Annotated in this window: 22 protein-coding genes and 1 tRNA gene; 16 read left to right on the top strand and 7 right to left on the bottom strand. The window is 66.5% G+C overall.

Annotated elements, in window-relative coordinates; all coding sequences use genetic code 11:
* The first annotated feature begins 18 nt into the window (after positions 1-18).
* From cysD to GEM_RS06110, 5 genes are all read left to right on the top strand, one after another.
* Complete coding sequence (gene cysD, locus GEM_RS06130) at positions 19-999, top strand: sulfate adenylyltransferase subunit CysD (protein ID WP_272148367.1); 981 nt, start codon at positions 19-21, stop codon at positions 997-999.
* Positions 999-2921, top strand: a complete 1923-nt coding sequence (gene cysN, locus GEM_RS06125) for a sulfate adenylyltransferase subunit CysN (RefSeq protein WP_014896564.1) — start codon at positions 999-1001, stop codon at positions 2919-2921. Before cysD ends, cysN begins: the two co-directional genes overlap by 1 nt.
* 129 nt (positions 2922-3050) lie before the next feature.
* Positions 3051-4238, top strand: coding sequence for a helix-turn-helix transcriptional regulator (locus tag GEM_RS06120; RefSeq protein ID WP_014896563.1), 1188 nt, complete (start codon positions 3051-3053; stop codon positions 4236-4238).
* Positions 4239-4503: 265 nt separating this feature from the next.
* Positions 4504-5865: an MFS transporter gene (locus GEM_RS06115; RefSeq protein WP_014896562.1), complete on the top strand. Its 1362-nt coding sequence runs from the start codon at positions 4504-4506 to the stop codon at positions 5863-5865.
* The gene (locus GEM_RS06110; RefSeq protein WP_014896561.1) at positions 5852-6901 is read left to right on the top strand and encodes a lactonase family protein; all 1050 of its coding nucleotides are present in this window, start codon (positions 5852-5854) and stop codon (positions 6899-6901) included. The genes GEM_RS06115 and GEM_RS06110 overlap by 14 nt, the downstream gene beginning before the upstream one ends.
* A gap of 37 nt (positions 6902-6938) precedes the next feature.
* Here GEM_RS06110 and GEM_RS06105 read toward each other — a convergent pair whose 3' ends face one another.
* Positions 6939-7976, bottom strand: a complete 1038-nt coding sequence (locus GEM_RS06105) for an AraC family transcriptional regulator (protein ID WP_014896560.1) — start codon at positions 7974-7976, stop codon at positions 6939-6941.
* A gap of 226 nt (positions 7977-8202) precedes the next feature.
* Between GEM_RS06105 and GEM_RS06100 the strand changes: the two genes are divergently transcribed.
* Positions 8203-9315, top strand: a complete 1113-nt coding sequence (locus tag GEM_RS06100; RefSeq protein WP_014896559.1) for a fatty acid desaturase — start codon at positions 8203-8205, stop codon at positions 9313-9315.
* 39 nt (positions 9316-9354) lie between these two features.
* Here the strand turns inward: GEM_RS06100 and GEM_RS06095 are convergent, their stop codons facing one another.
* The gene (locus GEM_RS06095) at positions 9355-9975 is read right to left on the bottom strand and encodes an HAD family hydrolase (RefSeq protein ID WP_014896558.1); all 621 of its coding nucleotides are present in this window, start codon (positions 9973-9975) and stop codon (positions 9355-9357) included.
* A 94-nt stretch (positions 9976-10069) separates the two neighbouring features.
* Positions 10070-10699: a LysE family translocator gene (locus GEM_RS06090; RefSeq protein WP_014896557.1), complete on the bottom strand. Its 630-nt coding sequence runs from the start codon at positions 10697-10699 to the stop codon at positions 10070-10072.
* A gap of 322 nt (positions 10700-11021) precedes the next feature.
* On the opposite strand from GEM_RS06090, the gene GEM_RS06085 reads away from it, so the two are divergent.
* A tRNA-Ser gene (locus GEM_RS06085) sits at positions 11022-11112 on the top strand.
* 87 nt (positions 11113-11199) lie between these two features.
* On the opposite strand, the gene GEM_RS06080 is transcribed toward GEM_RS06085, so the two are convergent.
* The 3 genes from GEM_RS06080 to acs all read right to left on the bottom strand — a co-directional run bounded on the left by GEM_RS06080 (position 11200) and on the right by acs (position 15631).
* Positions 11200-13215 (bottom strand): sodium:solute symporter family protein, encoded by a 2016-nt coding sequence (locus GEM_RS06080; RefSeq protein ID WP_014896556.1) that lies wholly within the window; start codon positions 13213-13215, stop codon positions 11200-11202.
* 3 nt (positions 13216-13218) lie between these two features.
* A complete protein-coding gene (locus tag GEM_RS06075; protein WP_014896555.1) occupies positions 13219-13563 on the bottom strand; it encodes a DUF4212 domain-containing protein in 345 nt (114 codons plus the stop codon).
* 85 nt (positions 13564-13648) lie between these two features.
* A complete protein-coding gene (acs, locus tag GEM_RS06070) occupies positions 13649-15631 on the bottom strand; it encodes an acetate--CoA ligase (RefSeq protein WP_041490621.1) in 1983 nt (660 codons plus the stop codon).
* A 332-nt stretch (positions 15632-15963) separates the two neighbouring features.
* On the opposite strand from acs, the gene GEM_RS06065 reads away from it, so the two are divergent.
* From GEM_RS06065 to GEM_RS06025, 9 genes are all read left to right on the top strand, one after another.
* The gene (locus GEM_RS06065; RefSeq protein ID WP_014896553.1) at positions 15964-16881 is read left to right on the top strand and encodes a DMT family transporter; all 918 of its coding nucleotides are present in this window, start codon (positions 15964-15966) and stop codon (positions 16879-16881) included.
* A 113-nt stretch (positions 16882-16994) separates the two neighbouring features.
* Complete coding sequence (locus tag GEM_RS06060) at positions 16995-17600, top strand: TIGR00645 family protein (RefSeq protein ID WP_014896552.1); 606 nt, start codon at positions 16995-16997, stop codon at positions 17598-17600.
* Between the two features lie 34 nt (positions 17601-17634).
* Positions 17635-19158, top strand: a complete 1524-nt coding sequence (locus tag GEM_RS06055) for a fumarate hydratase (protein WP_006762441.1) — start codon at positions 17635-17637, stop codon at positions 19156-19158.
* 193 nt (positions 19159-19351) lie between these two features.
* Positions 19352-19828, top strand: a complete 477-nt coding sequence (gene bfr / locus GEM_RS06050) for a bacterioferritin (protein ID WP_014896551.1) — start codon at positions 19352-19354, stop codon at positions 19826-19828.
* Positions 19829-19865: 37 nt separating this feature from the next.
* The gene (gene murI, locus GEM_RS06045) at positions 19866-20729 is read left to right on the top strand and encodes a glutamate racemase (protein WP_014896550.1); all 864 of its coding nucleotides are present in this window, start codon (positions 19866-19868) and stop codon (positions 20727-20729) included.
* 159 nt (positions 20730-20888) lie between these two features.
* The gene (locus tag GEM_RS06040; RefSeq protein ID WP_014896549.1) at positions 20889-21125 is read left to right on the top strand and encodes a (2Fe-2S)-binding protein; all 237 of its coding nucleotides are present in this window, start codon (positions 20889-20891) and stop codon (positions 21123-21125) included.
* A gap of 652 nt (positions 21126-21777) precedes the next feature.
* Complete coding sequence (locus tag GEM_RS32485) at positions 21778-22071, top strand: energy transducer TonB (protein WP_420358928.1); 294 nt, start codon at positions 21778-21780, stop codon at positions 22069-22071.
* A 34-nt stretch (positions 22072-22105) separates the two neighbouring features.
* Positions 22106-22837 carry a MotA/TolQ/ExbB proton channel family protein gene (locus GEM_RS06030; RefSeq protein ID WP_014896547.1) on the top strand — a complete coding sequence of 244 codons (732 nt, stop codon included), beginning with the start codon at positions 22106-22108 and terminating at the stop codon, positions 22835-22837.
* A gap of 13 nt (positions 22838-22850) precedes the next feature.
* Complete coding sequence (locus GEM_RS06025) at positions 22851-23279, top strand: ExbD/TolR family protein (protein ID WP_014896546.1); 429 nt, start codon at positions 22851-22853, stop codon at positions 23277-23279.
* 421 nt (positions 23280-23700) lie between these two features.
* On the opposite strand, the gene GEM_RS06020 is transcribed toward GEM_RS06025, so the two are convergent.
* Positions 23701-24678 (bottom strand): LysR family transcriptional regulator, encoded by a 978-nt coding sequence (locus GEM_RS06020; protein ID WP_014896545.1) that lies wholly within the window; start codon positions 24676-24678, stop codon positions 23701-23703.
* Between the last annotated feature and the right edge of the window lie 72 nt (positions 24679-24750).

The following is a 24750-nucleotide window of genomic DNA, read 5'->3' as shown; positions in this document are numbered from 1 at the left end:
ACCCGGACGAAGAGCGGCATGCCGCTCGCTCGATACCGTTGGCGTCATGCACGAAACGCCGCACATGTCGCGCGGCGCCGGCATGAAACAAGGAGACGAACGATGTTGACCCACTTGGAGCGGCTGGAGGCCGAGAGCATCCACATCATGCGCGAGGTGGTGGCCGAAAGCGAAAACCCGGTGATGCTGTATTCGATCGGCAAGGACAGCTCGGTCATGCTGCATCTCGCGATGAAGGCGTTCTACCCGGCGAAGCCGCCCTTTCCGCTGCTGCACGTCGATACGACGTGGAAGTTCCGCGAGATGATCGCGTTTCGCGACGAAACGGCCGCGCGCCTCGGCCTCGATCTGCGCGTGCACATCAACCCCGAGGGCGTCGCGAACGACATCAACCCGTTCACGCACGGCTCGGCCGTGCACACCGACGTGTGGAAAACGCAGGGGCTCAAGCAGGCGCTCGATCACTACGGCTTCGACGCCGCGTTCGGCGGCGCACGCCGCGACGAGGAGAAGTCGCGCGCGAAGGAGCGCATCGTGTCGCTGCGCTCCGAACAGCACCGCTGGGACCCGAAGCGCCAGCGTCCCGAACTCTGGTCGCTGTATAACGCACGCAAGCGCAAGGGTGAAAGCCTGCGCGTGTTCCCGATCTCGAACTGGACCGAGCTCGACATCTGGCAGTACATCCAGCTTCACGAGATTCCGATCGTGCCGCTCTACTACGCGAAGGAACGGCCCGTCGTCGAACGCGACGGCGCACTCATCATGGTCGACGATGAAAGATTGCCGCTGCGCGACGGCGAGCAGCCGCAAATGCGCAAGGTGCGCTTTCGCACGCTCGGCTGCTATCCGCTGACGGGCGCGATCGACAGCGATGCGGGCTCGCTCGACGACATCCTGCAGGAAATGCGCGAGACGCGCACGTCCGAGCGTCAAGGACGACTGATCGACAGCGATTCGGCCGGTTCGATGGAAAAGAAGAAACAGGAGGGATATTTCTGATGGCACACGTATTCATTGCGCCCGACGAGCTCGCGCGCCACGCCCCCGAAGCGCCCGCGACCGGCGACGCGCCCACGCAAACCCAGGACCTGCTGCGTTTCATCACGTGCGGCAGCGTCGACGACGGCAAGAGCACGCTGATCGGCTGCCTGCTGTACGAATCGAACATGCTGTTCGACGACCAGCTCACGCAGCTCGAAGCCGATTCGAAGAAGGTCGGCACGCAAGGCGGCGAACTCGATTTCGCGCTGCTCGTCGACGGCCTGTCGGCCGAACGCGAGCAAGGGATCACGATCGACGTCGCGTATCGCTTCTTCGCGACCGCACGACGCAAGTTTATCGTCGCCGATACGCCCGGCCACGAGCAGTACACGCGCAACATGATCACCGGCGCGTCGACCGCCGATCTCGCGGTGATCCTGATCGATGCACGCAAGGGTGTGCTCACGCAGACGCGCCGCCACAGCCATCTCGTCGCGCTGATCGGCATCAAGCGCGTCGTGCTCGCGATCAACAAGATGGATCTCGTCGACTACGACCAGGCCGTGTTCGACCGCATCGACGCCGACTATCGCGCGTTCGCGGCCGAACTCGGGCTCGCGGACATCGTCAGCATCCCGATGTCGGCGTTGCGCGGCGACAACGTGATCGCGCCAAGCGCGCGAATGCCGTGGTACGCCGGCCCGTCGCTGATGCAGCATCTCGACCACCTGCCGCTCGCCGCACGCGTGACGCGCGACGAGCCGTTCCGGCTGCCCGTGCAGTGGGTCAACCGCCCGCACCTGAATTTCCGCGGTTATGCGGGCAGTATCGCGTCGGGCGAGATCCGTGTCGGCGAGCGCGTGCGCGTGCTGCCGTCCGGAAAGGAGAGCCGCGTCGCATCGGTGATCACGCAAAGCGGCGACAGCGACATCGCGCGCGCCGGCGACGCCGTGACGCTCACGCTCGCCGACGAGATCGACATCAGCCGCGGCGACATGATCGCGCGTGCGGATGCGCCGCCGGAAGTTGCCGACCAGTTCGAGGCGACACTCGTGTGGATGCACGACGAGCCGCTGCTGCCCGGCCGCCCGTATTTCGTGAAGCTCGGCACGCAGACGGTCGGCGCGACCTGCGCGACGCCGAAGTACAAGATCGACGTGAACACGCGCGAGCATCTCGCCGCGCGCACGCTCGCACTCAACGAGATCGGCGTGTGCAACCTGAGCTTCGACCGGCCCGTCGCGTTCGATCCGTACGACCGCAACCGTCATACGGGCGGCTTCATCGTGATCGACCGCTTCACCAACGACACGGTCGGCGCCGGGATGCTGCACTTCGCGCTGCGCCGCGCGCACAACGTGCACTGGCAGGCCGTCGACGTCGATCGCGGCGCGCGCGCACTGCAGAAGGCCCAGACGCCGCGCATCGTGTGGCTGACGGGGCTGTCGGGCGCCGGCAAGTCGACGATCGCGAACCTCGTCGAGAAGCGGCTGCACGCGCTCGGCAAGCACACGTACCTGCTCGACGGCGACAACGTGCGGCACGGGCTCAATCGCGATCTCGGCTTCACGGAGGCCGATCGCGTGGAGAACATCCGGCGCGTCGCCGAAGTCGCACGGCTGATGCTCGACGCGGGGCTCATCACGCTCGTGTCGTTCATCTCGCCGTTCCGCGCGGAACGCGAAATGGCCCGCGCGCTCGTCGGTCCCGACGAGTTCGTCGAAGTGTTCGTCGACACACCGCTCTCGGTCGCCGAGGAACGCGATCCGAAGGGCCTGTACAAGAAGGCCCGGCGCGGCGAGCTGAAGCACTTCACGGGCATCGACTCGCCGTACGAGCCGCCCGCGCAGCCCGAACTGCGCGTCGACACGGTGGCCGAGTCGCCAGAGGAAGCAGCCGAGCGCATCGTCGCGTACCTGCTGCGCGAGCGCGCGGTGTAAGCGCCGCAGGCGGGCGGCCCGATGGTTGCCCGCCTGCCCGCGTCGCCTACTCCGTTCGGATGACGCGGGCCGCTGGCCGGCCGGTATGCTGGGCCGGGTGCATTCACCCCGACCCAGGAGAACACGAGCATGCGGATCGCGCTGGCGCCCGACGACACGGCCGTGCACGACGGTTTCGACGACGCGGCATGGACGGCCCGCGAACTCAGCGCGTGGCTCGAGCTCGTCTATCAGGGCCCGTCCGAAACGACGCCGTGGGCGGGCTTTCTCGAAGCGATCCGCGTGCGGCTCGACGCGAGCTTCACGACGCTCGTGCTGCGCAACCCGGGCGGCACGCGGCGCGGGCTCATCATCAACGCATCGCGCCACGGCCCGCTGCTGCCCGGCGAGCCGTCGTACAGCGAGCAGTTCTACGCGCTGTGCCCGTTTCTCGACCAGCCGCCCGGCCAGGTCTTCACCGCCGACGGGCTGTTCGGCGCCACCCGCTGGTGCGCGCACGATTTCTACCGGCAGTACCTGCAGCCGCTCGACCTGCGCTACATCCTCGGCGCGAACCTGCGCGGCGAGCGCGGCGTCGAGTGCGCGTTCTTCGTGAGCCGCGCGCATCAGGGCCGCGATTTCGACGCGGCCGAGCGCGCGCAGGTCGCGACGCTGCTGCCGCACCTGCAGCGCGCGGTCGAACTGCACGCGGCACTTGACGTGCTCGACGCCGAACGCGCGCTGTACGCGGGCACGGTCGACCGGCTCGACGTCGGCACCGCGATCGTCGACGAGGACGGCCGCGTGATCAAGCACAACCGCATCGCCGAGCGGCTGTTCGAGCAGCAGGACGGCCTGTGCCTGCGCCAGGGGCAGCTCCATGCGTCGTGCCCGCTCGACGAACGCCGGCTGCAGAAGGCGCTGCAGGCCGCGCTCGAGCATTTCCGTGCGGGTGCGCTCGGGCGCATCGAGGCCACCACGCTGTCGCGCCCCGGCGGCGCGATGCCGTTGAACGTGCTGCTGCGCCCGCTCGCACCCTTTCACGGCGCAGAGGACCGCCAGCACCGGCCGGCCGTCGCGGTGTTCGTCCGCGATCCGGCGTCGTCGCCGCAGACCTCGCGCGACATGCTGCATCGCCTGTTCCGGCTGACGCCGATGGAAACCGAGATCGCGCTGCTGCTCGTCGACGGCCTGACGCTCGACGAAGCCGCCGCGGCAACCGGCATCACGAAGAACACCGCCCGCGCGCACCTGCGCGGGATCTTCGCGAAGACGGGCGCGACACGGCAGGCCGTGCTCGTGAAGACGCTGCTGAACAGCGTCGTGTCGATGGCGTAGCGGGCAGTGGCCAGGGCGGTGTCGCGTGCCCCGTGGGCGGCTCGGGGATGGCCTACGCTCAACTCATGTCATACGTCATCAGATGTGATCGAACATCATGACGACCTCATGATATTCCCCAGTATTTAGGCATATTCCGGGTAAACCCGCGACGTCATGCGGAGATCTCAGGCGTACCATGTCATACGACGACATACTACCAAGACCACCACCTCGACGCCGACGCGGGCAGCCGCCCCGTTCGCAGCCCGATCCGGAGACTCCGTTGACCTCGCCCACCCTGTCCGGCCGCGACCCGCTCGCGTCTGCTGTCTCGAAAGTGAAATGGCACGTGCTGCCGCTCGTGCTGATCATGTTCATCGCGAACTACATCGACCGCGTGAACGTCGGCTTCGTCGACCGCCACCTCGAAGCGTCGATCGGTATCGGCGCAGCCGCGTACGGGCTCGGCGCCGGCTTGTTCTTCGTCGGCTACGCGCTGTTCGAAGTGCCTTCGAACCTGCTGATGCAGCGCTACGGCGCGCGTATCTGGCTCGCGCGGATCATGGCGACGTGGGGCATCGTCGCGGCCGCGATGGCGTTCGTGTGGAACGACACCTCGTTCTACACGCTGCGCTTCCTGCTCGGCGCGGCCGAGGCCGGCTTCTTCCCCGGCGTCGTGCTGTACCTGTCGCAATGGCTGCCGCCGCAGGAGCGCGGCAAGGCGATGGCGATCTTCCTCGGCGGTTCCGCGTTCGCGTCGGTGCTGTCCGGTCCGGTGACCGGCGCGCTGCTGTCGATCCACGGCTTCGGCCTGCAGGGCTGGCAGTGGATGTTCCTGATCGAAGGGCTGTTCTCGGTCATGCTGTGCGGCGCGAGCTGGCTGCTGCTGAAATCGCACATCCGCGACGCGACGTGGCTCACGGCCGACGAACGCGCGGCGCTCCAGAACGCGCTCGACGAAGAACGGGCGACGCGCGACGTGCGCTCGAAAGTGCACGTATCGGCCACCGCGCTGCTGCGCGACCCGCAGATCATGCTGTTCTGCTTCCTGTATTTCGCGATCCAGCTGACGATCTACGCGGCCACCTTCTGGCTGCCGACCATCATCCGCAAGATGGGCGGCCTCACCGATTTCCAGGTCGGCCTGTACAACACGATCCCGTGGATGATCGCGATCGGCGCGATGTACGGCTTCGCGGTGCTGTCCTCGAAATGGAAGCATCCGCAGCGCTGGCTGTCGTTCGCGCTGGTGCTCGCCGCGTGCGGGCTGTTCGCGTCGACGTCGCACGATCCGGTCTGGTCGTTCGCGTCGATCTGCTTCGCCGCGCTCGGCTTCAAGGCGGCGTCGTCGCTGTTCTGGCCAATCCCGCAGGGCTACCTCGACACGCGCGTGGCCGCGGCCGTGATCGCGCTGATCAACTCGGTCGGCAACCTCGGTGGTTTCGTCGCGCCGACGGCCTTCGGCTATCTGAAGCAACATACGGGTTCGATCACGGGCGGCCTGTATGCGCTCGCGATCGCATCCCTCGTCGCCGCGGTCGCCGCGCTGTTCGCCCGCACGCACCGGCGCAGCGATCCGCCGCGCGGCCAGCCGGCCGACGAGTCCTTCACGCACGCTTCGATGCTCCGCCATGCCGAACACTGACCGCCTGACCGTCGTCGTCTCGAATGCCGCCGACGGCGACCTCGCCACGTTCTCGCTCGCCCCTGACGGCACGCTCGCGCCGCTCGCCCGCTACCCTGTCGGCGACGTCGCGATGCCGGTCGCCGTGCAGGCCGATTGCGCGCGGCTCTACGTCGCGACGCGCGGCGAGCAGCCGACGGTCGTCGCATTCCGCGTCGCGACGGGCACCGGTGCGTTCGCACGCATCGGCGCGACCGCGATCGACGCGAGCCTCGCGTACCTGTCTCTCGACCGCAGCGGCCGCTGGTTGCTCGGCGCGTCGTACGGCGGCAATTCGCTGAGCCTCTATGACGCCGCACGCGTGCGCGACGGCGACGGCACGCCGCTGCAGGTCGCGGGCGGCATCGCACATGCGCATGCGGTCGTCGTGTCGCCAGACAATCGCTACGCGTATGTGAGCTCGCTCGGTTCGGACCGGATCTTCACGTTCGCGCTGGTCGAGGATGCCGGCGGCCTGCGCGCGCTCGAACACGGCGAAACGCGCGTGCCGGGGGGATTCGGCCCGCGTCACCTGCAGTTCGCGCACGACGGACAAGCGCTCGTCGTGGTCAGCGAATTCCAGGCCACGCTCGCGACCTTCGCACGCGACGCCGACCACGGCCGCCTCGGTGACGCACACGTGAGCGCGCGCCATCCGGCCGTCGCCGGCCTCGCACAAGGCCATGCGCGACCGCCCGCGCCGACCGGGCCGTCCGTGTGGGCCGCCGACCTCCACCTGACGCCCGACGAGCGCTTCGCGTATGTCAGCGAACGCACGTCGAGCCAGTTGCTCTGCTATCGCCGCCATGCGGACGGCACATTCGAGCCCGCGCACGCGACGACCACCGAAACGCAGCCGCGCGGCTTCGCGATCGATCCGTCGGGACGCTGGCTCGTCGCGTGCGGCGAGCAGTCGGAATACGTGTCGGTCTACGCGATCGCACCGGACGACGGCACGTTGTCGCTGCATGCGCGCGTGCCGGGCGGCCGCGGTGCGAACTGGGTTGCGATCGTCTGATCGACGGACGCCCGGTGCACGATCGGCCCGCCCGTCGTCAGCGCCGCTCGCTCGGCGCGACGCCGGTCCAGCGCTTGAACGCGCGCGTGAAATTCGCGCGGTCGGTATAGCCGACCCGCGCCGCAATTTCATCGACCGGCAGGCGCGTGCCCCCGAGCAGCCGTAGCGCATCGCGCAGCCGGATCTCGTCGAGCAGCGCCGAATAGGTCGTGCCGAATTCCGCCAGCTTGCGCTTCAACGTGCGCGCCGACACGTGCAACTCGTGCGCGACATCGGCCACCGACGGATAGCCGGCATCACCGCAGATCAGCAGGTTGCGCACGCGCTCGACCATGCTTTCCGCATAGCCGAGCCGCGCGAGCTCGGCCTCGCACTGCTGGACGATCATCTGCGCGGTCTGCGCGTTCGCAGTGCCGATCGGCTCGTCGAGCAACGCGGCGTCGCAACGGATGCGATTCGCGCTCGCGCCGAAATGACAGCGCGGCAGCCGCTCGCGATAGCGCTCGAACCATGGCGGCTCCGGCCATTCGAAGTGCAGCTCCGCACGCGACTGCAGCGTGCGCCCCGGCGCGGGATCGAGCAGCGAATTGAACAGGATCGCCGTCTCGACCAGGAAGTTCTCCACCGCGAACTGGCGCAGCCGGCCGAGCGGAAACGCCTCGAGCACGTCGATGTCGACGATCCCGTCGAGCTGCGCGAGCCGCACCGAAAAAAATGGCACGCGGGTCGGCAGGTAGCGGATGCCGAGCGCGATCGCCTCGCCGAGCGTCGCGCAACTCATCAGCCCGAAGCCGATCAGCCCGGATTTCGTGAGGCTGCTGCGCAGGCCGATCTCGATCGCGATCGACGGATCGCCCGTCGCCTCGAGCAAGTTGAACACGATCGCTGCCTGCTGCAGCGGCGTGATGCGCGCATCGGGCTGCGCGAGCCGCTCGCGCTCGACGCCCGAGCCGGCGAGAATGCGACCGACGTCGATACCGCGCTCCTCAGCGAGCATCAGCATGAACAGCGCATACGCGGACGATACCGTCGCCTTGTTCAGCTGGCGTGCGGCATCCGGGACGGACAGGGCCATGCGGCGGACTCCGGAGCGGTTTCGGCGGATTGTAGCGTCGCTGGCCCGCAATGACACCCCGGCGGCACTCTAGCCGCGCCGCGTGGCATCGGGTGCCGATGCGCCGGCCCTTGTGGCCCGAAATGACACCATCATTGGCACCGGCGGCCCTCGCGTGCGGTACGGGCCGCGCCTATGCTTGTCACATCGGCATTGCGCCCCACTCTTTCCGCACGGATTCCGGTCGATGAGCCAACCTGCACGAACCGTCTTTCGCCAAGACGCAGACAAGGTCGCGTATGTGCGCCGCGAGGTCAACGCCGCGAGCGATGCGATCCGCACGCGCCTTCCGCTGCTCGACAACCAGAACCTCGTCGGCGCGACCGTGATGGCCGTGTCGGTGAGCGCGATGCTCGCGATCGCGTGGCTGTATGCGCGCGGCGCAATCGCGTGGTACGTCGCGCTGCCGCTTGCCGCGTTCGTCACGTCGCTGATCCACGAGCTCGAGCACGACCTGATCCACCTGATGTACTTCAAGAAGACGCCGTGGGCCTATCACCTGATGATGGCGCTGTGCTGGCTCACGCGGCCGGGCACGATCAACCCGTGGACGCGCCGGCGCATGCACCTGCATCACCACAAGGTGTCGGGCGGCGAATCGGATCTCGAGGAGTTCGGCATCACCAACGGCGAACGCTGGGGCGTCAAGCGGCTGCTGATGATCGCGGACGGGATGCTCGCCGTCGTGCTGCGGCCGGACGCGATGCGCCGCAAGGTCAAGCAGTACGTCGCCGCGCAGCCGGTGCAGGATGCGGCCGAGCGCGCGCAGCTGCGCGTCGAGCAGGTGTCGTCCTACATGCCGGTCGGTCACGTGTACTACGCGCTGTGGCACGCGTTCATCGTCTATCATGCCGGCCTGTTCGCGCTGCGTGCGTTCGGCTACGAGATAACCGTGCCGGCCGTCGTCGAGCGCGTGATGAGCGTCGTCGATTTCCTGGCGGTCGTGTGGCTCGGGCCGAACTTCGTGCGCAGCTTCTGCATCAACTTCGTCAGCTCGAACATGCATTACTTCGGCGACATCGATTCGCGCAACGTGATCCAGCAGACCCAGGTGCTCAACCCTTGGTGGATGCTGCCGTTCCAGCTGTTCTGCTGCAACTTCGGCAGCACGCACGCGATCCATCACTTCGTGGTGCGCGATCCGTTCTACATCCGGCAGCTGACCGCACGCACCGCGCATGCGGCGCTGCGTGAAGTGGGCGTCCGGTTCAACGATGTCGGCACGTTCAAGCGCGCGAACCGCTGGGGCGCTTATCGTCCGGCTCGCGGTACGCACGGCGCGCAGCGGGCTGACGCGTAACGGCGGCGTGCGGTGCGCCGCGCCGGTCCCATCAGTCCGTCAGTCGCCGATCGACGGCATCGGTCCGTGCCCGCGGATCCACGCCCAAGTCGCGAGTTCGGCCATTTCCTTGTCGCCGCGGCTGTCGCCGTACGCGAACAGTTGCTTCGGCGGCCGGTTCCCCCACCAGCCGCGCAAGCGCACGACCTTCTGCGGACCCCAGCAGTTCTCGCCGTTCAGCCGCCCGGTGAACGTACCGCGCTCGAACGCAAGCCGCGTCGCGAGCACCGTGTCGATGCCGACCGTCTTCGCCCACTTCTCCAGGTACAGCGACGGTGACGCGCTGACCAGCACGACTTCGTGTCCGCGTGCGCGATGCTCGCGCACCCGTTCCAGCATGTCCGGACGCACGAGCTTCGGCAGATAGCCGTCGACGAAGCGACGCGCGAGCGCGTCGAGCGCGTCCTCGCGAATCGGCCCGAACGCGAACCACGCGAACTTCGCCTTCGCATCGCCGCGCGACAGCAGGCCCGCCTTCATCGCGACGATCCACGGCAGCGCACGCAGCCCGGCCCACGCGAAGCGCGGCGTGCCGACTGCGTAGCGGACGAAATGACGGAAGCTGTCGGTGGTCGTGATGGTGCCGTCGAAATCGAATGCGGCGACGATACGGTCAGTCATGGCGAGACGGGGAAGCGATGAGATGCCCGGAAGATAGCAGACTCCGGCCCGGGCGCCACCGTTGCTGAAGGTGCAGCTCAATACGCGGCCGCGGTCAGTTCGCGCTTTTCCGATACAACGCGACATACCCCGCGAGCATCAGCAGCAGCGAACCGCTGACCCGATTCAGCCACTTCTCCCCGGCTGCTTTCCACACCCGCACCGAATGCACGCCGAGCAGCGCGTAGCCGGTCATCCCGATCACGTCGATCGCGACGATCGTCGCCGCGAGAATCGCGTATTGCGGCGCGACCGCATGCGACCGGTCGACGAACTGCGGCAGCAGCGCGGACATGAACAGGTAGTACTTCGGGTTGCTCATCGCGACAAAGAAGCTTTTCAGGAAGGCGGTGCGGCGATCGGGTGTCGGCGAATCGCGTTCCTGCGCGGCAGCGGAACGGCCGCTCGACATCAGCATCCGGATGCCGACATACGCGAGCCACGCGGCCCCGAGCAGCTTCAGCGTCACGAACGCGGTTTCCGACGCTTCCAGAATGACGCCGAGGCCGAACCCGACCAGCGCGACCAGCACGACGTCTGCGGTGACCGCGCCGAGCATGCCGACCATCGCGTGACGCAGTCCGTAGCGCGAACCGTTGCTCATCGCGAGCAACACCGTCGGGCCGGGCGTCGCGACACCGACGGACAGGATCAGGGCAAATGCGAGCAATGCGGAGATCGTCATGAGATGGCGTGCATCGTGAAAGAGATCATGCGGGTGGAATGCGTCCGGCTTTCGGTCATGCGGACCGCGCCGTGCGACGCGCCGGGCCCGGCGGCAAGGACGGACGGCCAATGATCGCACGATTGCCGCGCCGCCCGCTCGCCCGTTGAGCCGGCAAGCGTTCGACGTGATGCCGGACCGCAGAACCTCGCCGCCATTCTGCGGCGGCTGCATCGACGGCACGAACGCGCCTGCCGCGGGGACCGGATTTTCGGCAGATTTCAGCGGCTCGTCGAAGGGAGTGGCGGGAGGCCACCAGAGTTTGCTATACTCTCGCTCTTCCGGAGAGATGGATGAGTGGTTTAAGTCGCACGCCTGGAAAGCGTGTATAGGTTAATCGCCTATCGGGGGTTCGAATCCCCCTCTCTCCGCCAGAATTCAAATGCCCGCGCCAGCGGGCATTTTCGTTTGTGGGTCAACCGCTCCGTCCCCGAACCGCAGGCCTTCCCGAGCCGCCCCGCTCATGGATGCCGAATGTAATCCACCAACGCCCGCGTATATTCATCCGGCGGTCGATCGAGCAGACTCACCGCGATCGCCACCGCAAACCCCGCCGGCACACCAAACACGCCCGAACTGATCGGCTCGATCCCGAACCAGGTACGTCCGACAAACCCCGTCAGCTGCGTGACGTACGGATACGTCGACACGATGTAATACACACAGACCGCGAGCCCCGTCACCATCCCGGCGATCGCACCGCGCGTGGTCGTGCGCTTCCAGAACACCCCGAGCACGAGCACGGGAAAGAAACTTGAAGCCGCGAGCGAAAACGCCGCCCCCACCAGAAACAAAATCTTCCCCGTATTGAGCGACGCGACATACGACGCGAACAGCGCCACCCCGAGCAGCAGCACCTTCGAGATCGTCACGCGTCGCTGGCTCGACGCGTCCGGCGCCACCATGCAGTAGTAAACATCGTGTGACAGCGCGTTCGCGATCGTCAGCAGCAACCCGTCCGCGGTCGACAGCGCCGCAGCCAGCGCACCGGCCGCGATCAGTCCCGACACGACATACGGCAACCCCGCGATCTCCGGCGCGGCCAGCACGACCATGTCCGGCTGCATCTGGATTTCCGACCAGTGGACGATGCCGTCGCGAATCACCTCGACGATGCTGATCAGGTCAGGTTCGAAGTGATGCCACTGCGTGACCCACGCGGGCAGTTCGGCGATCGGCCGCCCGACGAGGTTGGTGAGGATCTCGTACTTGATCATCACCGCGAGCACCGGCACGCTCAGGTAGAACAGCGCGATGAAGAACAGCGTCCAGCCGACCGAGCGGCGCGCAGACGCAACCGACGTCGTCGTGTTGTAGCGCGTGAGGATGTGCGGCAGGCTCGCGGTGCCGAGCGACAGGCACAACAGCAGCGCGAGGAAATTCCGTTCGCGCGGCTTGCGCTCGTCGTCGTTCGCGGCCGGAAACGGCTCGTGCATCGGCACCGGCGGCTCGGCCCGGGCCAGCAGGTCGTCGCGCGCCTGGGTCCACGTCACGCGTGCCGCCGTCGGGTCGCGCGGGAAGTCGGCCAGTTCGCGCTCGCGCTGGTTGATCTCGCGCAGCGGCCCGTTGTGGCGCCGCAGATCCGCAAGCTGGTCGACGAGTTGCCGGCGTGCGTCCGCATACGATGCGGGCAAGCGATCGAGCTGCCCCTGGACGACCGCGGCCTGCCGCCGATACGCGTCGCGCACCTGCTGCTCCGCCGCCGCGTCGCGCACCTGCGCCTCGCGCGCCGCCACGCGCTCCATCAGCTTGCCGTAATTGAATTGCGGCACCGGCCCGAGCCCGTTCTTCATCGCGATCAGCGACACCGGTATCAAAATCGCGCTGATCAGGATGATGTACTGCGCGACCTGCGTCCACGTAACCGCGCGCATCCCGCCGAGAAACGAGCACACGAGAATGCCCGCGAGCCCGCAGAAGATCCCGATCGCGAAGTCGACGCCGATGAAGCGCGTCGCGATCAGGCCGATCCCCTGAATCTGCGCAACCAGATAGACGAACGAACACAGGATCGCCGCACCGGCCGCGAGCGCGCGCACCGCGGTGCTCGAAAAACGCGTGCCGAGAAAATCGGGAATCGTGTAGCGCGCGAGCTTGCGCACATACGGCGCGAGCAGGAAGGCGACGAGGCAGAAGCCGCCCGTCCACCCCATCACGTAGGCGAGCGCATCGTAGCCGGTTGCGTAAAGCGAACCGGCGAGGCCGATGAACGACGCCGCCGAGAGCCAGTCGGCCGCCGTCGCCATCCCGTTGAACGCGGACGGCACGCGCCGCCCCGCCACGTAGTACTCGACGAGATCGGACGTGCGCGACAGCAGCCCGATCACCGCATACACGGCAATCGGCACGAACAGGAACACGTAGCCGATCCAGACGCCGGAACCGGTCGCGCGCTCGATCCGCCACAGCAGCAGCACGAACCCGAGAAAGCCGAGCGTGTAGAGCGCGTACGCGCGAATCAGTCGATGCGTGAGCATGGATCAGCGGGCATTTTGCACATTGCTCGCGTGCGCAGCATGTTCGTCGTATGCACGCCGCAGCATGCGGTCTGCGCGCTGCATCAGGCCGATGTAGACGACGATCAACACGAGATACACGAGAATCGCGCCCTGCGCGCCGACATAGAACGGCAGGCTGAAACCGGCAAAGCGGATGCCCGCCAGCGCGGGCGCGAAGAACGGCACGATGAACGACACCGAGAAGCCGATCGCCATCAGCACCAGGATCAGCGCGACGTTGAAGCGCCAATAACGCGCGTGGGCACGCGCGAGCGGTTCGGGTACGGGCGGCGGCGCGGCAGGCGCCGGACGGGACGGAACGGTCATGCCGTTATTTAGCAAAAAGCCCCTGCACGGACAATCGGGATTGCCGCGCAGGGGCTCGTGCGCGCAACGCGCGCAACAGGCGCGATCAGCGCACTTCCGCGAGCTGGTCGAGGATCGCCGGGTTCTCGAGCGTGGACGTGTCCTGCGTGATCGCCTCGCCCTTCGCGAGCGAGCGCAGCAGGCGCCGCATGATCTTGCCCGAGCGCGTCTTCGGCAGGTTGTCGCCGAAACGGATGTCCTTCGGTTTCGCGATCGGCCCGATCTGCTTGCCGACCCAGTCGCGCAACGTCTTCGCGAGCGCCGCCGCTTCCTCGCCTTCCGGGCGCGAACGCTTCAGCACCACGAACGCGACCACCGCCTCGCCCGTCGTGTCGTCCGGGCGGCCGACCACCGCCGCTTCCGCAACCAGCTCGTGCGAGACCAGTGCCGACTCGATCTCCATCGTGCCGAGCCGGTGGCCCGACACGTTCAGCACGTCGTCGATGCGGCCCATGATCGTGAAGTAGCCGGTGTCCTTGTCGCGCACCGTGCCGTCGCCGGCGAGGTAGAGCGTTCCGCCGAGTTCTTCCGGGTAATAACTCTTCTTGAAGCGCTCCGGGTCGCCCCAGATCGTGCGGATCATCGCCGGCCACGGACGCTTGACGACGAGAATCCCGCCTTGCCCGTTCGGCACGTCCTGGCCCGTCTCGTCGACCACCGCGGCCATGATGCCCGGCAGCGGCAGCGTGCACGAACCCGGCACGGTCGGCGTCGCGCCCGGCAGCGGCGTGATCATGTGGCCGCCGGTTTCGGTCTGCCACCACGTGTCGACGATCGGGCAGCGCTCCTGGCCGACGTGCTTGTGGTACCACATCCATGCTTCCGGATTGATCGGCTCGCCGACCGTGCCGATGATGCGCAGGCTCGACATGTCATGGCTCTTCGGGTGGACCTTGTCGTCGGCCTCGGCGGCCTTGATCAGCGAACGGATCGCGGTCGGCGCGGTGTAGAACACCGTGACCTTGTGATCGCCGATCATCTTCCAGAAGCGGCCGGCGTCCGGGTAAGTCGGCACGCCTTCGAACACGACCTGCGTGCCGCCGCATGCGAGCGGGCCGTACGTGATGTACGTATGCCCCGTGACCCAGCCGATGTCGGCCGTGCACCAGAACACGTCGGTTGGCTTCCAGTCGAAGGTCCACTTCATCGTCTGCGCGGCCCACAGCAGGTAGCCGCCCGTGCTGTGCTGCACGCCCTTCGGCTTGCCGGTCGAGCCCGACGTATACAGGATGAACAGCGGATGCTCGGCGCCGACCCATTCCGGCGCGCACGTGTCGGGCTCGCTGTCCGCGATGTCGTGCATCCACAGGTCGCGCTCGGCATGCCAGTCGATCTTGCCGCCGGTGCGGCGATAGACGATCACGCTCTTCACCGCTTCGCAGCCGCCCATCGCGATCGCTTCGTCGGCGATGCTCTTGAGCGGTAGCGTCTTGCCGCCGCGTGCCTGCTCGTCGGCCGTGATCAGCGCGACCGCGCCGACGTCGACGAGCCGCTCGTTCAGCGATTTCGCGGAGAAGCCGCCGAACACGACCGAGTGCGTCGCGCCGATGCGTGCGCAAGCCTGCATCGCGACGATGCCTTCGATCGACATCGGAATATAGATGACGACGCGATCGCCCTTGCCGATCCCGCGTTTCTTCAGCGCATTTGCGAAACGCGACACGCGCGCGAGGAGATCGGCATAGGTGACGCGGGTGACGGTGCCGTCGTCGGCCTCGAAGATCACCGCGACGCGCTCGCCGTTGCCGGCTTCGACGTGACGGTCGAGGCAGTTGTACGACGCGTTCAGTTCGCCGTCGTCGAACCACTTGTAGAACGGCGCGTCGCTCTCGTCGAGCACCTTCGTGAACGGCTTGTGCCAGCTGAGGCCCTCGCGTGCGAGACGCCCCCAGAAGCCTTCGTAATCGCGCTCGGCCTCGGCGGCCAGCGCACGGTAGGCCGGCATGCCGGAAATGGTCGCCGCCTTCTCGAGCGCCTCGGGCGGCGCAAACTGGCGGGTTTCATGAAGAACCGATTCAATCGCAGACATCGACAACCCCTTGGTGAACATGAATCCTCTGCATGGCGGCGCGATCGTGCGCGCCGCGCGTCTTGGCCGGCGCATGCGCGCCGCTGTCTCCCACCCACCCGCGCGCGGCCCGAAGGCTGCGCACGATGCTGCACCGCACCACGTCACGCGACGGTGATCGTCCGGCACGACCGTTTCCACGATAAGCGCTCGAACTTACCCGTCACTTACGCGGCGCCGCCGTTTCGCACGCCGCGCGGCGCCGCTTTGCGGTCAGCCGCTTTACGGTCAGCTTTACGCTGTTACAACCACGACCCTACAATCCTAACTGAACTCGCCTCCCGGATTCCAGCTTGAATCGCTACGCCCTCTTCCTCATCCTGTCGATGCTATTCGTCGGCAGCAACGTCGGTATCGGCAAATCCATCGTCGTCTTCGTCCCGGTCGCCATCCTCGCCACGCTGCGCTTCGTGATCGCGATCGCCGTGCTGTGGCCGCTGTTCAGCCCGGTGAAGATGCGCGCGGTCCGCCGCGCCGAGTGGCTGAACCTGTTCCTGCAGGCTTTCTTCGGCACCTTCATGTTCACGCTGCTGATGCTCAACGGCGTGCAGCGCACCAGCGCGGTCGCGGCCGGCGTGATCACGAGCACGATCCCCGCGATCGTCGCGCTGTTCGCGTGGCTGATCCTGCGTGAAAAACCGAACGGCCGTGCGCTCGTGTCGATCGCGCTCGCGATCGCCGGCGTCGTGACGATCAACCTCGCCAACGGCGCCGCAGGCAGCGCATCCGCGCACGGCGCCGGCGGCACGTCGTCCGGCTCGCTGACCGGCAACCTGCTGATCCTCGGCGCCGTGTGCTGCGAATCGATCTACGTGATCCTGTCGCGCCGGCTCACGCAGACGCTCGCGCCGATCGACATCTGTGCATACACGCACCTGTTCGGCCTGTGCCTGATGCTGCCGCTCGGCGCGACGGCGCTGTGGCATTTCGATTACGCGAGCGTGCCGGCCGGCACCTGGGCGCTCGTCGTCTGGTACGGGCTGTCGGCCAGCATCTTCTCGTTCTGGCTGTGGATGAAGGGGATCCGGCACGTGCCGGGCAGCCTCGCCGGCGTGTTCAGCGCGGTGCTGCCGGTGGCGGCCGCCGCATACGGGATCGTGTTCCTCGGCGAGCGCCCGACGCTCGCGCACGGCATCGCGCTGGCGTGCGTGGTCACCGGCATCGTGCTCGCGAGCCTGCGCGTGAAGCGCGTGCCGGCCGCCGCATCCTGATCCGTCCCCGGCTGCACCGGCGCGTCGCTGCAGCCGCGCCGGCCGACGCGTTACAATAGCGCGCCTTTTCGAGATTACCCCCGATACCTGCGCACCGCGCCCGTACCACCATCATGTCTGCCCCGCATTCGCCCGGCCCCGCCCGTCGTCCGCTGCGCCCGCTGCCCGCGCTGATCTTCATGAGCCGCTGGCTCCAGGTTCCGCTTTATCTGGGCCTGATCGTCGCGCAGGCCGTCTACGTGTTCCTGTTCCTGAAGGAAGTCTGGCACCTGCTGTCGCACGCGACGAGCCTCGACGAAATCAGCGTGATGCTCGCGGTGCTCGGCCTGATCGACGTCGTGATGATCTCGAACCTGCTGATCATGGTGATCGTCGGCGGCTACGAAACGTTCGTGTCGCGCCTCGGCATCGAGGGCCATCCCGACGAGCCCGAGTGGCTCGACCATGTGAACGCGGGCGTGCTGAAGGTCAAGCTGTCGATGGCGCTGATCAGCATTTCGTCGATCCACCTGCTGAAGACCTTCATCAACCCGGACCAGCACACGACGCACGCGATCATGTGGCAGGTGATCATCCACGTGTCGTTCCTCGTGTCGGCGCTCGTGATGGCGTGGGTCGACCGCCTGACGACCCACACGCACCCGGCCCATTTCCACGAGTCGCACGCGCCCGTAGCGGCCGTGTCCCGCAAGCCGGCCGAAGCAGCCGTCAACGCATAAACGCATTCCCCACAGTCCCCACAGAGTCTCAGCCATGACCGTCATCAAACAGGAAGACCTGATCCAGAGCATCGCGGATTCGCTGCAGTACATCAGCTACTACCACCCGCTCGACTACATCCAGGCACTCGGCCGCGCGTACGAGCTGGAAGAGAGCCCGGCCGCGAAGGACGCGATCGCGCAGATCCTCACGAACAGCCGCATGTGCGCGGAAGGCAAGCGCCCGATCTGCCAGGACACCGGCATCGTCACGATCTTCGTGAAGGTCGGCATGGACGTGCGCTGGGACGGCGCGACGATGGGCCTCACCGACATGATCAACGAAGGCGTGCGCCGCGGTTACACGCACCCGGACAACGTGCTGCGCGCATCGATCGTCAATCCGCCGGAAGGCGCCCGCAAGAACACCAAGGACAACACCCCGGCCGTGATCCACTACGAGATCGTGCCGGGCGACAAGGTCGACGTGCAGGTCGCGGCGAAGGGCGGCGGCTCGGAGAACAAGTCGAAGTTCGTGATGCTGAACCCGTCCGACTCGATCGTCGACTGGGTACTGAAGACCGTCCCGACGATGGGCGCGGGCTGGTGCCCGCCGGGCATGCTCGGGATCGGCATCGGCGGCACCGCTGAAAAGGCGATGCTGATGGCGAAGGAATCGCTGATGGAGCCGATCGACATCCAGGAAATCATCGCGCGCGGCCCGAAGGACTGGGTCGAGGAACTGCGCGTCGAGCTGCATGAAAAGGTCAACGCGCTCGGCATCGGCGCGCAGGGCCTCGGCGGCCTCGCGACCGTGCTCGACGTGAAGATCATGGCCGCTCCGACGCACGCGGCATCGAAGCCGGTCGCACTGATCCCGAACTGCGCGGCGACGCGTCACGCGCACTTCGTGCTCGACGGCTCGGGCCCCGCGAAGCTCGAGGCGCCGTCGCTCGACGCCTGGCCGAAGGTCCAGTGGGAACCGAACACCGAAACCAGCAAGCGCGTCGACCTGAACACGCTGACGCCGGAAGAAGTCGCGAGCTGGGCGCCGGGCCAGACGCTGCTGCTGTCGGGCAAGATGCTCACGGGCCGCGACGCCGCGCACAAGCGCATCGCCGACATGCTCGCGAAGGGCGAGAAGCTGCCGGTCGACTTCACGAACCGTGTGATCTACTACGTCGGCCCGGTCGATCCGGTGCGTGACGAAGTGGTCGGCCCGGCCGGCCCGACGACGGCCACGCGGATGGACAAGTTCACCGAGACGATGCTCGCCCAGACGGGCCTGATCTCGATGGTCGGCAAGGCAGAACGCGGCCCGGTCGCGATCGACGCGATCAAGAAGCACAAGGCTGCGTACCTGATGGCGGTCGGCGGTGCGGCGTACCTCGTGTCGAAGGCGATCCGCGGCGCGAAGGTGCTCGCGTTCGAAGACCTCGGCATGGAAGCGATCTACGAGTTCGACGTGCAGGACATGCCGGTGACGGTGGCCGTCGACTCGTCGGGCACGTCGGTGCACCAGACCGGTCCGAAGGAGTGGCAGGCGAAGATCGGCAAGATCCCGGTCGCAACCGCTTAAGCGCGCTCGCACGAAGGGCCGGACGGGAGTCCGGCCTTTTTACTTCTCGTTCTCGTTATTGAGCGCGGCCGGTTATGCAAGGCTGATTCTCATTACATGCAAAAGGCCGGCCCGACAAGGCTTTGAGGCTTGGCTTTTCTCGTTCGAGCGATTATCGTTCGGTTTCTGAAGCCCCACTGAACAAGGAACAGCCATGCAAGGCGACAAGAAAGTCATCGAATACCTGAACGCCCAGCTGAAGAACGAACTCACGGCGATCAACCAGTACTTCCTGCATGCGCGCATGTACAAGCACTGGGGCCTCGACAAGCTCGGCAAGCACGAATACGACGAATCGATCGGCGAAATGAAGCATGCCGACTGGCTCATCGAACGCGTGTTCATGCTCGACGGCCTGCCGAACCTGCAGGACCTGCACAAGCTGCTGGTCGGCGAGGAAACCGAAGAGATCCTGAAGTGCGACCTGAAGCTCGAGCAGATCTCGCAGGCCACGTGCAAGGAAGCGATCGCCTACTGCGAATCGGTGCGTGACTACGTGTCGCGCGAGATCTTCGAAAAGATCCTCGACGACACCGAAGAGCACATCGACTGGCTGGAAACGCAGATCGACCTGATCGGCAAGGTCGGCCTGCAGAACTACCAGCAGACGATGATGGGTTCGCCCGAGTAACTGCCCCCCTCTCCACGACCGCCACCGCGCCGTCCGCATGACGTTGACGAACCAGCCAGCCGCTTCCGGGGTCCGCCCCGCCGCCCCCGTCGGAATCTTCGATTCGGGGCTCGGCGGCCTGTCGGTGCTGCGCGCCGTGCGCGCGCACCTGCCCGGCGAATCGTTCGTCTACGTCGCCGATTCGCACCATGCGCCGTATGGTCCGCGCGACGAGGCGTTCATTACGGAACGCACGCTGGCCATCGGCGAGTGGCTCGCTCGCGAGGGGGCGAAAGCGCTCGTCATCGCGTGCAACACCGCAACGGCGCGGGCGATCGCGGCCATCCGCGAACGCCTGTCGATGCCGCTCGTCGGTGTCGAGCCGGGCATCAAACCGGCCGCCGCGCTGTCCGCGAGTGGCGTCGCGGGCGTCCTCGCCACGCAATCGACGCTGAACAGCCCGCGCTTCCAGGCGTTGCTCGACCGTTACGGCGCCGGCCGTCGCTTCATCTGCCAGCCCGGCCACGGGCTCGTCGAAGCGATCGAGCGCGGCGACACGAACTCGCCCGCGTTGCGCGCGTTGCTCGACCGTTACCTGCAGCCGATGCTCGACGACGGCGCCGATACGCTGGTGCTCGGCTGCACGCATTACCCGTTCTTCACGGAAACGATTCGTGACCTTGTGGGCGACCGCCTGACGATCGTCGACACGAGCGATGCCGTCGCCCGCCAGCTCGCTCGGGTACTCGACGAACGCGGCCTGCGCGCGCCGGCCGGCACGCGGGCCGCGCCGCCGCGCTTCTGCTCGACGAGCGACGGCCAGCAACTGCGTGCACTCGCGTCGACGCTGCTCGGCCTCGACGCATCGGTCGAATCCGTCACCATTTCCTCGCCGAACGCGCGCGCCTGCGCGACCGCCTGACGCAGGCCGGCACACCGCCGGCGCACCCGCTCCCCGCGGCCGTGTCGCTCCCGCCGTTTCAAGGGTCCGATGACCTTAAAAAAAGCCGAACCCAGGCTTGTCAACGCCCGCAAATTTAATGATAATAATTCGCATTAACGTTAGCTATCGCAACTCACCATGATCGTCTGCGTGTGCAAGTCTGTTTCCGACCGCAAGATTCGCGCGTCCCTCGCCGAGGGCGTGAGCTCTTTCGATGAACTCCAGTTCGAACTCGGCGTGGCCACGTGCTGCGGCAAGTGCGAGGAGTCCGTGCGTGACCTCATGGCAGAGCAAGGTATTTGCGCGAGCCAGTGCGGTGTCGAGCACCACGCTCACCCCATCCCGGTGACGTTCTACGACCGCAAGGCCGCCTGAGCGGCACCGAGCGTGCGCATGCGGCCCGGCCGCATTTTTTGTTTCAACCGTCAGCAAGCCACCTTCCGCGCGAGCCAGCGGCTTACCTGCCAAGGAGCCTGTCATGGAATTGCTGATCGGATTTGTGACCACCGTGTGCATCTCGCTGCTGATCTTCCGCAAGTGATACCGATTCACCCGCCGCGCCCCGGGTGCGACGTCGTTCTTTCAAGCTAACATGCAGGCTTCGCAATCCGCTCCTGCCGGCGTCTTGCCGGCTGCCCCCCGTATGAATCCCCGGGTCATTACCGTCGCGGTCGGTGTGCTTGCCGCACACGCGATCATGCTGACGGCCGCCTGGCTCCATCGCAACGCGCCGCCGCCGAAGGAGATCGAGGTCCAGTCGATCACCGCGCAACTCATTCCGCCTGCGCCTGCTGCCCAGCCGGTCGCGGTCCAGTCGGCCGCGCAGCCCGCACCGCCGAAGCCCACGCCGCGCGAGAAGCCCAAGGTCGAGCCGAAGCCCGTGCAGAAGGCAGTCAAGCCGACGCCTCAGCCGGTCGCGCAATCGCCCTCGCCGACGCCCGCGCCGGCGGCTGCCGATCCAACGCCCGCTCCCGCCGCACCGGCACCTGCTGCGCCGGCCGCCACACCCGGCCCGGCTCGCGAGACGATGCAGGTCAGCGCGCCGAAGAACGTATCGGCACTCACCTGCAATTTCGTAAAACCCAGCTATCCGTCGATGTCGCGCCGCCGCGGCGAAACGGGCACGGCCTATGTTCACTTCATCATCGGCGTGACGGGCAAGATCGAAAGCATCCAGTTGCAGAAGAGCAGCGGCTACCCGCGTCTCGACGAAGCCGCGCTCGATGCGACGCGCGACAGTACCTGTCCGCCGTATATCGAAAATGGACAGGCGATCCGCGCCGCACATACGCTGCCCTTCAACTTCACGCTCGACGATTAACCCGCCTCATTCGGAAGATTCAAAGGAAATAAAAATGCAAAGCTACGGTATCGCGCACGTCTGGGCGCAAGGTGATTTCGTCACGCGCGCCATCGCGATCACGCTGCTCGTGATGTCGGTCCTGTCGTGGATCGTGATCATCGTCAAGGGCTGGAACGTGGTTCGCCTGAACCGTCTCACGAAGAATGCCGAACAGGCATTCTGGCATTCGGACGATTTCGACGACGGCATCAAGAAGCTCGGCCTCGCCGCATCGACGCCGAGCGACAACCCGTTCCTCGCGCTCGCGCTGTCGGGCAAGGAAGCCGCCGACCACCACCATCAGACGCAACCGCACCTGCACGATCGCATGGACGTATCGGACTGGGTCACGCGCTGCCTGAAGGACACGATGGACGAAGGCATCTCGCGCATGCAGGCCGGCCTCGCGATTCTCGCGTCGATCGGCAGCACGGCGCCGTTCGTCGGCCTGTTCGGCACGGTGTGGGGCATCTACCACGCGCTGCTCGTGATCGGTGCAACCGGCCAGACGTCGATCGACCAGGTGGCGGGCCCGGTCGGCGAATCGCTGATCATGACGGCCTTCGGCCTGTTCGTCGCGATTCCCGCAGTGCTCGGCTACAACGCACTGACCCGTGCGAACAAGGGTGTCGTCAGCAAGCTGCGCCGCTTCGCGCACGGTCTGCACGCGTACTTCGTGACGGGCGCGCGCCTCGCGTCGTCGTCGGCCCGCGACGGCCTGCGTCTCGCGACGCGCGCCAGCTGAGACGAGGTGAACCATGGCAATGAACACCGGTTTCAGCGACGATGACGACGATGGCGTGATGAGCGAGATCAACATGACGCCGCTCGTCGACGTCATGCTCGTACTCCTGATCATTTTCCTCGTGACGATCCCGGCGATGCAGCACGCGGTCAAGATCGACCTGCCGCACGCGAGCAGCCAGCCCGTCGAAGAGAAGCCGCAGACGGTCGACGTCGCGATCCAGGGCAACGGCACGATCCTGTGGAACGACCAGGCGGTCACGCGCGAGCAGCTGAGGGCACACATCGCGGAAGCGGCACAGCATCAGCCGCAACCGGAGTTGCACCTGCGCGCCGATCGCAAGGTTGCATATGAGCATGTGGCCGAAGTGATGTCCGATGCTCAGGCTGGCGGCCTGACGAAGCTCGGCTTCGTCACGGAGCCGACTGCAAAGGCGAAGTAACGCACGCGCATTCGCACGTCGCCGGCAACGCTTCGCCGGCTATCCGGCCGGTCGCACCTAGCCAGCCGCGCCTAGCCGGCCGCACCTCGCCGGCCGCGCACAAAGTAAAAGGCCTTCATCGCCAGATGAAGGCCTTTTTTCGTGCGCACACGGGCGCCTTCGGGCTGCGGGCTCTTCGGCGGTATCGGTTGCGCCTCGAGCAACGCAAATGCGACTACCGTGGTCTTCACGGATTGCGCGTTCTGCCCTATCTGGCTCGCAATATATGCTGCCACCTGATTCCGCTCCGAACTTCCTTCGCGAAATGGGATTTCAATATAGGCCCGCGCGCGTTTGCATTCAAGACCCCACCGATTGAAACTTGCGATTGCCGACGGCGCTTCAATGACAAAACAAATTTGCCACGAAGCACATCTTGCATTCAGGTGGCCGAAGCATCGGCCGCTGCCGCTTCCTTCTTCGCGCGCTCGGGGCAGCCGGGCTCCTTGTAATCGCCGTGGTCGAGCTTCTCGACCAGATAGTCGACGAACGCGCGCACCGCGGGCGGCATCCCCTGCCGCGACACGAACACCGCATAGAGTTGCGGCACCGGCAACGTCCAGCCCGGCATCACCGGCGACAACTGCCCCGCGCGCAACGCATTGCCGTACATCATCTCGGGCAGCGCCGCGATGCCGAGGCCGTCGAGCACGGCCTCGCGGATCGTCATCAGGTCGGCCGTCACGAGCCGCGGGTCGTGCTCGTGCACGTGACGCGTGCCGTCCGGCGCGATCAGGCTGAACACGTGGCGTCCGTCGACGCTCGGCGTATCGAGCGTCTCGAAATGCGCAAGATCGTCCGGCACGAGCGGCGGCGCATTCTGGTTCAGCAGGCTCGGCGCACCGACCAGCATCTGCTCGGTCCGCCACAGCGGCCGCACGACGATGTTCGCGTTCTGCGGCGGCTCCGAGCGCACGCGCAATGCGACGTCGATCGAATCCTCGAACAGGTCGATCACGCGATTCGTCACACGGATGTGCACCTTCACCTCGGGATAGCGGTGCAGGAATTCGGGGAGGATGCGCGACAGCATCGTCTGCGACAGCGTGACGGGGACGCTCACGCGCACCGAGCCGCGCGGCGACGCGCGCAGCTGCTGCACGGCGTTCATCGCGGCCTGGGCTTCGGCCAGCATCGCCTGGCAATGCTGGTAGAACAGCTCCCCCGCCTCGGTCAGCGCGAGCTTGCGCGTCGAACGCTGCAGCAGGCGCACGCCGAGCGCCGCCTCGAGTTCGGTCAGGCGCCGCGACAGGCGCGATTTCGAGATACCCAGCACGCGCTCCGCAGCCGAGAAACCGCCGTGCTCGACGACCTGCGAAAAGTACATCAGGTCGTTCAGGTTGTGTGCATCGATGTTCATGTCATCGTTCCAATTTCAGAACAATCCATTGCGAACCGCCGTCAATCGGGCGGTAAAACGCCCAATATAATA

This window comes from Burkholderia cepacia GG4, from assembly GCF_000292915.1.
GTDB classification, from domain to species: domain Bacteria; phylum Pseudomonadota; class Gammaproteobacteria; order Burkholderiales; family Burkholderiaceae; genus Burkholderia; species Burkholderia cepacia_D.
The sequence above is the reverse complement of the archived record's forward strand: the minus strand, read 5'-3'. Positions and strand labels throughout refer to the sequence as shown.

Coding starts and splice junctions, on each gene's coding strand:
- cysD (WP_272148367.1), top strand. CDS start 19: ATGCCGCTCGCTCGATACCGTTGGCGTCATGCACGAAACGCCGCACAT.
- cysN (WP_014896564.1), top strand. CDS start 999: ATGGCACACGTATTCATTGCGCCCGACGAGCTCGCGCGCCACGCCCCC.
- GEM_RS06120 (WP_014896563.1), top strand. CDS start 3,051: ATGCGGATCGCGCTGGCGCCCGACGACACGGCCGTGCACGACGGTTTC.
- GEM_RS06110 (WP_014896561.1), top strand. CDS start 5,852: ATGCCGAACACTGACCGCCTGACCGTCGTCGTCTCGAATGCCGCCGAC.
- GEM_RS06105 (WP_014896560.1), bottom strand. CDS start 7,976: ATGGCCCTGTCCGTCCCGGATGCCGCACGCCAGCTGAACAAGGCGACG.
- GEM_RS06100 (WP_014896559.1), top strand. CDS start 8,203: ATGAGCCAACCTGCACGAACCGTCTTTCGCCAAGACGCAGACAAGGTC.
- GEM_RS06095 (WP_014896558.1), bottom strand. CDS start 9,975: ATGACTGACCGTATCGTCGCCGCATTCGATTTCGACGGCACCATCACG.
- GEM_RS06090 (WP_014896557.1), bottom strand. CDS start 10,699: ATGACGATCTCCGCATTGCTCGCATTTGCCCTGATCCTGTCCGTCGGT.
- GEM_RS06080 (WP_014896556.1), bottom strand. CDS start 13,215: ATGCTCACGCATCGACTGATTCGCGCGTACGCGCTCTACACGCTCGGC.
- GEM_RS06075 (WP_014896555.1), bottom strand. CDS start 13,563: ATGACCGTTCCGTCCCGTCCGGCGCCTGCCGCGCCGCCGCCCGTACCC.
- acs (WP_041490621.1), bottom strand. CDS start 15,631: ATGTCTGCGATTGAATCGGTTCTTCATGAAACCCGCCAGTTTGCGCCG.
- GEM_RS06060 (WP_014896552.1), top strand. CDS start 16,995: ATGTCTGCCCCGCATTCGCCCGGCCCCGCCCGTCGTCCGCTGCGCCCG.
- GEM_RS06055 (WP_006762441.1), top strand. CDS start 17,635: ATGACCGTCATCAAACAGGAAGACCTGATCCAGAGCATCGCGGATTCG.
- bfr (WP_014896551.1), top strand. CDS start 19,352: ATGCAAGGCGACAAGAAAGTCATCGAATACCTGAACGCCCAGCTGAAG.
- murI (WP_014896550.1), top strand. CDS start 19,866: ATGACGTTGACGAACCAGCCAGCCGCTTCCGGGGTCCGCCCCGCCGCC.
- GEM_RS06040 (WP_014896549.1), top strand. CDS start 20,889: ATGATCGTCTGCGTGTGCAAGTCTGTTTCCGACCGCAAGATTCGCGCG.
- GEM_RS32485 (WP_420358928.1), top strand. CDS start 21,778: ATGCAGGTCAGCGCGCCGAAGAACGTATCGGCACTCACCTGCAATTTC.
- GEM_RS06030 (WP_014896547.1), top strand. CDS start 22,106: ATGCAAAGCTACGGTATCGCGCACGTCTGGGCGCAAGGTGATTTCGTC.
- GEM_RS06025 (WP_014896546.1), top strand. CDS start 22,851: ATGGCAATGAACACCGGTTTCAGCGACGATGACGACGATGGCGTGATG.
- GEM_RS06020 (WP_014896545.1), bottom strand. CDS start 24,678: ATGAACATCGATGCACACAACCTGAACGACCTGATGTACTTTTCGCAG.